Source organism: Arthrobacter sp. Y3224198 (assembly GCF_059090025.1).
The window spans coordinates 100,026-107,391 of the sequence record NZ_JBNHFG010000013.1; the positions used below are offsets into that span (position 1 = coordinate 100,026).

The window sequence follows — 7,366 nt, forward strand, 5'->3', positions numbered from 1 at the left end:
CCATGTCCAACCTCACCAGGCGCGCCGGCCGCTGGGGCCGGCGCGCGGCAACAAGACTGCGCCTGCGTTGGGCCCGCCTCCGCCGTAACGTACAGCGCTCGGCCTATTGGCGGGCAGCGGCGCCCAGGCTTGCTCCCGTGCTCCGGCCGCTGGTGCCGATCCTCGGGCGGACCGGCGCGCTTTTTGCTGCTGTGACGCGCCGCCTGCACAAAGGCACAGAAGCCATCAGCCCGCTGGGTTGGATGGCGCTCGGACTCACTGCCGTTTTCTGGCTCCTCGGAGCGGTGTTCAACTGGCAGGAGGCGCTGGTGGCCGCCGTGGCTTCCGGCGTGCTGCTGGTCCTGGGGACGGCTTTTGTGGTGGGCCGGCTTTCCTACAGCGTGGACCTGGACCTGGCCCGGACCCGGGTGGCAGTTGGCGACCCCGCCGTCGGCAGCCTGAGCATCACAAGCACCGCTTCCCGGTCACTGCTGCCCGTTACTTTCGAACTGCCCGTTGGCAGCGCCGTTGCAGCCTTTGAGCTGCCCCGGATGCGTCCGGGCCAGACCCAGGAAGAACTGTTCAGTATCCCCACGCGCCGACGCGCGGTCATTGTGGTGGGGCCGGTGGAATCCGTGCGGCAGGACCCGTTGCGCCTGATGGGCCGGCGTCTTCGGTGGGCGGAACCGGTGGACCTTTACATCCATCCGCGTACGGTTTCGCTCAGCGGCTCCACCACGGGATTCATCCGCGACCTGGAAGGGGAACCCACCACGGACCTGTCCAGCTCCGATGTTGCCTTCCACGCACTGCGGGGATATGTTCCCGGCGACGACCGCCGGCATATCCACTGGAAGACCACGGCACGGACAGGCGCCTTGATGGTCCGCCAGTTCGAGGAGACCCGGCGCTCCCACGTAGCCGTGGCGTTGTCCCTGAATACTGCCGAGTACACATCGGAGGATGACCTGGAACTGGCTGTCTCGGTAGCCGGTTCACTGGGGCTTCAGGCGTTCCGCGAGCAGCTGGCACTGTCGGTGCTCAGCCAGGGCGGTCCGCTGCGCTGCACGACCCCCGGGACCATGCTCGACGGCCTGACCGAAGTGCAGGGACAGGCGCGCACCTCGGGAATCGTGGACCTTGCCCGGACCACCTCGGACGCGGTTCCCAACGCCTCGGTGGTGTTCCTGCTGACCGGAACCGAGCCGAACGGCGCCGCCCTGCGGTCTGCCTCCACGAAGGTTCCGCCCGGCATCCGCTGCATCGCGCTGCGGTGCGGAGCGGGGCTGGAACCGTCCCTGGCCGCGATCGGGGACCTGGCCGTATTGGACGTCGGCGACCTCGACAGTCTGCCGGCCGTGCTGCGGAAGGCCGTCGCATGAGTGTGGAAACAACCGGCACCAGGGGGCCCCTGGTGCCGCCGCGCCTGACGGACTGGGGAGTGCTCACCTCTGTCCTGGCGATCGCAGTCCTCGGATTCGGGCCAACGTTCGGCTGGGACCCGAGATTCCTCGTGGCCGGGTTGGGCGGGGTCCTGCTGGGTCTCGGGCTGGCGGAAGCATCGGCACGGCTGTCCTGGGGACTCTGGGCCACAGCCGGTGCCGCCGTTGCCGTGTACGTCCTGCTGGGAAGCGCGTTCGCTGCCCCGGTGGAAGCCTTGGGCGGCATCGTGCCCTCCTTCACCTCCGTGCGCGTGCTGGTCCTCTCAGTGGTGTTCGCGTGGAAGGACCTTCTGACCATCGCGCCGCCGGTGGGCGTGGCCGCGGGGATGCTCGTGGTGCCTTTCCTGCTGGCGTTTGTCGGCGCACTGGCATCCGGGCTGCTGGCCTGGCGCGCCAAACGGGCTTATTGGGTGTTGGTGCCGGTTGTGGTTCTCTACACCGCCGCCATTGCCTTGGGCACGGACGAGGCTCCGCTGCCAGGGCTTCGCGGGGCACTGCTCATCGCACTGATCCTGCCATGGCTGGCCTATCGGCGGGACCTGCGCCGTGGAACCATGGCGACCATTACGCTGCAGAGTCCTTCCCAGGCACCTGCGCGCGCGGAGGCACCGCGGCGGAGACAGCGTGAGGAACGGGGACGGCAGCCCTCCGCCACGCGTGCTGCCCGCGCCCGCCGGCTGGGCTTTGGGGCCGCGGTCCTGGCCGTTGCCCTCGCAGCTTCCGTGGGGGTTGCCCCGCTGCTGGATCAGGGGGAGGACCGGAAGGTGCTGCGCGACGTCGTCGAGCCGCCCGTTGACCTGTATGACTACCCGAGCCCGCTCACGGACTTCCGCGGCTACGTAAAGGACGAGTCCGAGACAACCCTCTTCACGGTGGAGGGGCTGCCCAAGGGGCAGCGGATCCGTCTGGCTGCCCTGGATGCCTATGACGGAGTTGTGTACAGCGTTGACCCCGGGACCGACGGGAACTTTACCCGGGTGGGCGACGCCCGCTCCGATCTTGCCCAGGCAGGCGGAGACGTAGCGACCCTGAAAATCACTGTCGGCGAATACAGCGGCGTCTGGGTGCCGGCAGGCGGCACCGCGACCGGCTTCAAGATGGACGGCGAACGTGCCGCAGACCTTGCCGCCGGACTTTACTACAGCGAGGCGTCGAGCACGGCGCTGACCGTTGCGGAACTGCAGCCCGGGGATGTTTATGAGGCCAACGTCCTCTTCCCCGAGGAGCCGGATGATGCGCAGCTGGCCAAGTACAGGTTCTCCAACACGGCGCTTCCGCGCATTACCAACGACCCGCCGGTGCTGGGCTCCAAGGCGGCAGATTACGTGGGGGACGAAGCACGTCCGGTCCAGCGGGTCCGCCGGCTCCAGCAGATCCTTGCCTCCGAAGGATATTTCAGCAACGGCAAAGAAGGCGAGACGCCGTCCCTGCCCGGGCACGGAGCTGCCCGCATGCTGACCTTGATGGACGCGGACCAAATGGTCGGCGATGACGAGCAATACGCCGTCGCCATGGCCCTGATGGCCCGCAAGCTGGGCATTCCGGCCCGAGTCGTGATGGGTTTCTACCCGGATTGGGACGAGGTGGACAACGCGTCCGGTCCCCTGGAAATCACGGGGGACGATGTCCATGCATGGGTGGAAGTGGAGTTTGAACACGTCGGCTGGGTGCCGTTCTTCCCGACCCCCGACGAGGATAACGAGCCGGTGCCGCCGCAGCAGCAGCCAAAGTCCACGCCGAAGCCGCAGGTGCTGCAGCCGCCGCCCCCGCCGCAGGAACCTGCCGAACTGCCGCCGGACACCAATGCCGAAGCCCGGGAACCCGAGGAACAGCAGGAAGACTTCTGGGCTACCTTCCGCTACTGGCTGCGCCTGGTCGGCCTTGCCGCGCTGCCGCTTGCCATCCTGTTCGGGCCGCTGCTGCTGATCCTGCTCGTCAAGGTCCGACGGCGGCGCTCCAGGCGCCGTACGGGCCCTCCGTCCCGCCGTGTGGGGGGCGGCTGGAACGAAGTGGTGAGCCTGGCAACCGACCTGGGTACCAAGCCGCCCAGCCGTGCCACCCGCCGGGAACACGCTGCCCTGCTGGAGCGCTCGTTCCCGGCGGCGGCGGAATCCACCGTGCTCCTGGCACGGCGTGCCGATGCGGGCATCTTCGGGCCGGGTGAACCGACCGAGGAGGAAGTCGAAGCGTACTGGAAGCACGTGGACGAACACCTTGGCAGGATGTCCGGCTCAGTAGGGTTCTGGCGCCGCCAGCGGGCAAGGTATTCTCCGAGGTCCCTCCTGCTCGATGCGCGGATGCGGACCCGCCGACTCAGCCCGGGCCGATGGGCGCTGCCGTCGGTTAGGGTATGGAGGAGAACTCGTAAGCCAGATCACTTTCGTGATACTTCCGGATAGGGCGTGAATGAACTCCGACGAAACGACATCCCGGGACACTGATCTGCATGCTGTGTTCGGTTACGCCTCCGACCGCGGCCTGCGGCGGGAACTCAACGAGGACTCGCTGATTGCAGCCGACCCGGTTTTTGCGATAGCAGACGGCATGGGTGGGCATGAGGCCGGGGAAGTGGCAAGCAGTATCTGTGTCCGGACCCTGGGCGACTCGCCGATAGTGGGGAAGCACCTGCCGGAGTTCTCCGCCGAACAGCTCGAAGCACTGCTGCAGGAAGCGGACCACCGCATCCGGGAGGCCACCGGCGGGCGGGCCGGGACCACCCTGACGGGTGCCGTCCTGGTCCGCGAAGGCGGCAGCCCTTACTGGCTGGTGTTCAACGTGGGAGATTCCCGCACGTACCGGCTCAGCCACGGTGTGCTGGAACAGATCACCGTGGACCACAGCGAAGTCCAGGAGCTGGTGGACCTGGGCCAGATCACCGCTGATGAGGCGCTGGTCCACCCGCGCCGGCATGTCGTGACCCGTGCCCTGGGCACCGGCAATGATTCCGAAGCGGATTTCTGGCTGATACCTGTCGAGCCGGGGGACCGGCTGCTGGTCTGTTCCGACGGGCTGACCGGAGAGGTCGCCGACGGGCACATCCTGCAGATCCTGACATCCGTCACCAACCCGCAGGACGCCTGCGCCGCCCTGGTGCAGGCTGCACTGCGCTCGGGCGGGCGGGACAACATCACCGTGTTGGTGATTGACGCCGAAGGAGGGCCGGAAGGGCACGAATCCGCCGCAATTACCCTGCCCGGCACATCGCAGGAGGAACAGGTCACGTCCCCGCGGCCCGTCGTCGGAACCGGTGCCGGCCCGGCTGCCGGTGCAGGGGAGGCCCCCGAGGAACAGGGGAGGTCTGCAGACTGATGTACGGCCTTCGATACCGCTCCGGCACCTGGATCTGCCTGGTGCAGGACTCGGTTCTGTGCCTGCTCCCGCCGGAAACGAGCGAGGACCGCATCCGGGAGATCTGGACCCTGCTCGGAACAAAGCCCGCACTGGACCGTGTTTTCGGCGCCGTGTCGGGCGGGCTGGCCGGCAACCTTGCGGACATGCCGTCCTTCGGGGTGCTTGCCCTCGGGGAACGCTGCCATGTCCTCCTGCGCGGGCCGCTGGAGCTGCAGCAGTCCGGGCAGAGTGAACCGGCAGCATCCGGAGAATTTGTCACCACGTGGAGCGAACGTGTCCTGAGCGGACCGGGCAACTTCACCCTGCGGATCACCGCTCCCGCCGTGGCGGGAGCTCCCGGGGCCGGCATGCTGCTGCCGTTGGAACGCGGGGCAGTGCTGGTCTCGGCCCTTGAATTCGGCCCACATGAGGAGACCGTCCCCGCCACCGGCTCCCGGGTGCAGCCGGTGGTTGCGCAGCCGGCTGCCGCGGAGAGTGAACTGCCTGCTGCAGCGGCTGCCGCGGGGGGAGGGCCGGCACCTGGACCTGATGCGCGGCACCATCCGGTCCAGCCCGGCGTGCCCCGCCACTCTGCGGCCGCGGATCTGCCGGCGGCAGCGGCGGGTCCGGAAGCCGGACCCGCCGGTTCACGTGATTCCGACCCGTCTGAAGTCGCTTCAGCTGGAACGGAACCCGTGGAAGCGGAGAACCCCGACCTAGGCGAGACAGTCCGTCCGCCCGAAGAGCACGAAGCGCCGGTGGAAGCCTCCCACCCCGAGGAAACCCTGCAGCCGGCCCGGCCGGTCCCACCGAGCCGGCCGCTGGCAGGACAACTCATTGATTCCGTGCCGTGGCTCCGCACCCCTGACGCCGCAGCAGCCGGAACCGGGCCTGCTCCCTCAGCGCCCGCCCCTGCACGGCCGGCACCCGCACAGTCTGCGGCTGCCTACCCGGCGACGCCGGTTCCTGCGCCGCCGACCCCGTCCGTACCGTCCGCTTCCGTGTCCGTTATGGACACGGCGCTGATGGACACCGCGGCCGGGCCGGGCGCCGGGGACAACGCCGACCTGGACCACGACGGCGACACGATCATGAGCAGCGAGCTGGCCAATGCCGCGCCGCCGCCCGCGCCGGACAGCCGTCCCATCACCGCTCCCACGGTACTGGCCCGCACCTGCCCCGTGGGTCATGCCAACCCTCCCACCAGATCGGTCTGCGCACTGTGCGGACAGCCGCTCGGGGAGGACCCGCAGCCGGTGCCCCGTCCCGCACTGGGCAGGGCGGTGTTTTCCACCGGCCAGGTGGAGCCGCTGGACAAGAACATGGTCATCGGACGCCAGCCTTCCGTTGCCCGCACTCCCGGCTCCGTGATGCCGCGGATGGTGCAGGTACCCAGCGGCGGCGGCGACATTTCCCGTTCGCATGCCGAGATCCGGCTGGAGGGATGGCACGTTATGCTGCGGGACCTGAACTCCACCAACGGCACGGTCATGGTCCGCGACGGCCAGCTGCCCCACCGGCTCGGCCAGGGTGAGGCCGTGATTGTGCTCGACGGCGACGTGGCCGAGTTGGGCGACGGCGTCTGGGTTCGCTTCGAGGGCCTGGCGTGAGCAAAAAGCGGGCCCCCGCACCACCCCCGGAGATCTCCGGCTACCGCTACCTGCGGCATCTGGGCTCGGGTGGTTTCGCAGACGTCTACCTTTACGAGCAGGACCATCCCCGGCGCCGCGTTGCCGTGAAGGTGCTGCTTTCGGACCTGCGGACGGACACCGCCCGGCGCAGCTTCGAGGCCGAGGCGAACCTGATGGCGCAGCTGTCCTCGCACCCGTACATCGTCACCATCTACGAAGCCGACATCACCGAAGACGGGCATTCCTACCTGGCCATGGAGTACTGCTCCCGGCCGAGCCTGGACGTCCGGTACCGGCAGGGCGGACTGCCGGTTGCCGAAGTGCTGACGGTAGGCATCCAGGTGGCCTCCGCCGTCGAGACCGCGCACCGCGCCGGGATTGCCCACCGCGACATCAAGCCGGCGAACATCCTGACGACGGATTACAACCGTCCCGCGCTGACCGACTTCGGGATTTCCGGGACCACCGACGCAGCCGAGGACGAAGACCTTGGGCTGTCGATTCCCTGGTCGCCGCCCGAAGCGCTGGCAGGCGGGCGTGCCGACGGTATCCGGGTGGACGTGTGGGCATTGGGTGCCACCCTGTACACCCTGCTGGCCGCCCGGTCGCCGTTTGTGGTGCCCGGGCAGAGCAACACCCAGCGCGAACTGATCGACCGGATCAGCAGCCAGCCGCTGCGTCCCACCGGCAGGGCCGACGTCCCGGAGTCGCTGGAACTTGCCCTGGCCACGGCCATGGCAAAGGCTCCGGAGTCCCGGTTTTCCTCCGCGTATGCCTTCGGCCTGGCCCTGCAGCGGATCCAAAGCGAGCTGAACCTCGCCAACACGCCGTTCGAAGTGCTGGCCGAGTCCGACCAATCGGAGGAGAGCGGGGAAGAGGAAGACCGGACCCGCATCCGCCGGGTGGTCTCGATCGACCCCGGCGCCGCCATCGCCCCGCCCCGGCGTGCGCCGCTGCAGCGACCGGCCGCCCGGGACCGGTCCG

5 protein-coding genes are annotated in these 7,366 nt (G+C 68.7%); all 5 read left to right on the top strand.

Translation table 11 applies throughout. The features are described 5' to 3' along the window. Positions 1-2 precede the first annotated feature (2 nt). Positions 3-1,361 (top strand): DUF58 domain-containing protein, encoded by a 1,359-nt coding sequence (locus AC5RUF_RS09570; RefSeq protein ID WP_494130423.1) that lies wholly within the window; start codon positions 3-5, stop codon positions 1,359-1,361. Further along, positions 1,358-3,820 (top strand): transglutaminase-like domain-containing protein, encoded by a 2,463-nt coding sequence (locus tag AC5RUF_RS09575; protein ID WP_494130424.1) that lies wholly within the window; start codon positions 1,358-1,360, stop codon positions 3,818-3,820. Before AC5RUF_RS09570 ends, AC5RUF_RS09575 begins: the two co-directional genes overlap by 4 nt. A 7-nt stretch (positions 3,821-3,827) precedes the next feature. Beyond that, positions 3,828-4,730 (top strand): PP2C family protein-serine/threonine phosphatase, encoded by a 903-nt coding sequence (locus AC5RUF_RS09580; protein WP_493998119.1) that lies wholly within the window; start codon positions 3,828-3,830, stop codon positions 4,728-4,730. After that, positions 4,730-6,361 (top strand): FHA domain-containing protein, encoded by a 1,632-nt coding sequence (locus AC5RUF_RS09585; RefSeq protein WP_494130425.1) that lies wholly within the window; start codon positions 4,730-4,732, stop codon positions 6,359-6,361. Before AC5RUF_RS09580 ends, AC5RUF_RS09585 begins: the two co-directional genes overlap by 1 nt. After that, positions 6,358-7,366, top strand: a 1,009-nt coding sequence (locus AC5RUF_RS09590; RefSeq protein ID WP_494130426.1) for a serine/threonine-protein kinase, incomplete at its 3' end; no start/stop codon positions are given. The genes AC5RUF_RS09585 and AC5RUF_RS09590, both read left to right, overlap by 4 nt.

Excerpts from the sequence above, each read along its gene's own strand:
- AC5RUF_RS09570 (WP_494130423.1), top strand. The coding sequence starts at position 3 with ATGTCCAACCTCACCAGGCGCGCCGGCCGCTGGGGCCGGCGCGCGGCA.
- AC5RUF_RS09585 (WP_494130425.1), top strand. The coding sequence starts at position 4,730 with ATGTACGGCCTTCGATACCGCTCCGGCACCTGGATCTGCCTGGTGCAG.
- AC5RUF_RS09580 (WP_493998119.1), top strand. The coding sequence starts at position 3,828 with ATGAACTCCGACGAAACGACATCCCGGGACACTGATCTGCATGCTGTG.
- AC5RUF_RS09575 (WP_494130424.1), top strand. The coding sequence starts at position 1,358 with ATGAGTGTGGAAACAACCGGCACCAGGGGGCCCCTGGTGCCGCCGCGC.